Source organism: Pseudomonadota bacterium (genome assembly GCA_026388215.1).
In the GTDB taxonomy this organism is placed as follows: Bacteria; Desulfobacterota; Syntrophorhabdia; order Syntrophorhabdales; family Syntrophorhabdaceae; genus JAPLKF01.
The window spans coordinates 1-2,505 of the sequence record JAPLKF010000186.1 but is presented as its reverse complement, the minus strand read 5'-3'; the positions used below and the strand labels follow the sequence as shown (position 1 = coordinate 2,505).

4 protein-coding genes are annotated in these 2,505 nt (G+C 39.1%); all 4 read left to right on the top strand.

Annotation, left to right across the window (positions count from 1 at the left end; genetic code table 11):
* A partial coding sequence (locus NTU69_10110; protein ID MCX5803864.1) for a hypothetical protein occupies positions 1 to 434 on the top strand: 434 nt, incomplete at its 5' end.
* Entirely contained in the window at positions 427 to 1,509 is a 1,083-nt protein-coding gene (locus tag NTU69_10105) for a hypothetical protein (GenBank protein ID MCX5803863.1), read from the top strand. The genes NTU69_10110 and NTU69_10105, both read left to right, overlap by 8 nt.
* Before the next feature lie 115 nt (positions 1,510 to 1,624).
* Positions 1,625 to 2,089 carry a hypothetical protein gene (locus NTU69_10100; protein ID MCX5803862.1) on the top strand — a complete coding sequence of 155 codons (465 nt, stop codon included), beginning with the start codon at positions 1,625 to 1,627 and terminating at the stop codon, positions 2,087 to 2,089.
* A gap of 132 nt (positions 2,090 to 2,221) precedes the next feature.
* A partial coding sequence (locus NTU69_10095; GenBank protein ID MCX5803861.1) for an epoxyqueuosine reductase QueH occupies positions 2,222 to 2,505 on the top strand: 284 nt, incomplete at its 3' end.

Here is a 2,505-nt window from a genome sequence, read left to right as displayed (position 1 = left end):
CATGGATGAACATTGACTATATTAAGCATCTAATTACAGATGAAATTTGCCTCGGTTTAAAACCCACCGTTTCTGCAATGATTGGCATTCCCACGGAGACCAGGGAAGAGGTAGAGTCAACCTTCGATTTGATGTGTGAACTTAAGAGGCTTGGAGCGAAGACACAACTCTGGATCATGACACCCTACCCCGACACTGAGGCCGTCGATCTCTATAAGGATAAGCTCATCAGGATTGATAGGTGGAAGGAGCTTAGACAGTTTGACGTGTTTTCTGCAGCCCCGCGTGAGGCTTATGCAAATCTCATCAAAAAATATGGATCCCTCATTCCTGACAATTGGATCTTTGAAAATGAAATCAAAGAGTTTCGGGAAATGAAAGCCCTTTACCTGAACGGTGCAAGTCGGATTTTAGGAGAATTAGAATTTGTATAAACCAAATCCATTTCAACTTTATGTTCTTGATCAAGAGTGCCAAAAGCTTTTTGATCAGACTTACGCAGCCGATCCTAATTATCTTCCATCGGAATTTATATTCCCATCCAGTATTCAAGGCTTTTCCTTATGCCACCAAGGGAGTAAAATCCCTATCGCAGGCTTTTATTGTTTCCCCTACATCCTTAAACGAGGGTGGAGAACGGAAAGAGTGCTTCGGATCACAAGACCTCTTATACTTCAATGCGATAAGGAAATTAAAAAAGAAGCAGTTAATATCTTGATGCAGGAAATCTATGAAATCGGAAAAAGGGCTGGAGTTAATGTTATTGAAGCAGAACTTTACAGAGAAATTGATTCAAAGATATTCTTCCCCTCCACCAGTTGCGCTGTAAATACATATAATACCCCGGATTGGATACAGATCTTCGAAAACCGTGGATTTACCTGTAGTAAAGTAATTCTTTGCTTTGAATTAAATCTGGATGAATTCAACGAAGGTAATGAAGACAATCATCAACGGATACATATCAGAAAACATATATCCAGTGATGAAGGAGATAAGAAATTGTATTATAAACTATGGTCTCTTAGCGATGATTGTCCTTATTATTTTGGCAATTACGGCTTCTGGTATCCTAATGTTTTTGGATGGCCTCGTGTCTGGTATTCAGAAATCGCACATATATTAAATAGGGATGATTATGTTCTATTTGCTGAGAAAGATGGAGAGGTTGTGGGATTTATTCACTGGTGGCCAAATTTATATCCCTTATTTATAGAAGGAGGCAGGAAGGTTATCTTTGTCAGAGAGGGTCTGGTAGATGAACTGCTTGATAAGATTGAAGAAGGAAAGATTTTTAAAATTATCGTTACCAAGAAAGCGAAGAATGATAAAGACTTAATTGAAAAAGCATTGATAAATGAAGCCTTAAAACTGATGAAGAACAAATTTAAATTCAAAAGATGTCAGATTGGAAACATCCTCAGGGAAAAAGAAAAGATGTCTTCCTTTATCCAGGAAAACGGTGGAAAGAAAGTCCATGAGATTTGGTTAATGCGTAAATCGGCATAGGTTAGCCCTCACGGGCTTTTGTCAGTTAAGAATCAAAACCGCACTAATTTGAAATTTAAAACCGCACTCTGTGTTAAGATGTTTGAAAAATCACATTCAAGCATGGAGGGGAGCGATGAAGGAGCAGATGCACAAGCGGTTTATGGATGAGCAGGTGAGCATGATTTTGGATAGATACCTGAGTAAAGAGATTTTGATCGAGCAGGCCATGGATTTACTGGGATTGAAGCGGCGGCAATTTTTCGAATGGGTCAAGCGGTATCGTCAGAGTCTTGGTGAGTTTACTGTGGGTTATAAGCGGGAGGGTGTGAGCAGGAAGATCTGCAAGGAAGTTGAGGATAATATTATCAGAGAATTGGCGTCAGAGAAGCAATTGATTGATGATAAGACCATGCCGGTTTGGTCTTACAATTACAGTTATATTCGGGACCAGATCCGGAAGAAGTATGCTCAAGAGGTTTCTCTGACGACCATCATATCGAGGGCAAAAAAAAACGGTTTTTACATTCCAAAACGAGAGAAGAAGATTCACGACCGGGAGATATCAACCCATTATGTTGGGGAATTGAATACGGATTGAAATGTTGTATATTCAGAAGTAATGACAAATGCTATCTTTCAGGAAGAAACTGTTTAGCCCTATTCAATAGGGTCTTCTCGCGAAGTATGTAACAATGGAAAAAAGATTATGAAGATGCTAAAATTGTGAAAGATGGCAAAAAATACTGAAAAACAACAAGATATGAAGGGTATGAAAGTCCTTTTGCATATATGCTGTGCGCCGTGCAGTATATATACATTAAGGGAACTGAGAAAAGAAGGCGCTGAGGTTACGGGGTATTTCTATAACCCCAATATACATCCCTATACAGAATTCCTGAAAAGAATTGAAACACTCGAAAATTATGCAAAGATTTCACTTCTGCCCTTGACTTTGGACACATCCTATGACCTTGAGACATTTTTAAAAGGCGCCCTCGAATACGGAAAGGACAG

Excerpts from the sequence above, each read along its gene's own strand:
- NTU69_10100 (MCX5803862.1), top strand. The coding sequence starts at position 1,625 with ATGAAGGAGCAGATGCACAAGCGGTTTATGGATGAGCAGGTGAGCATG.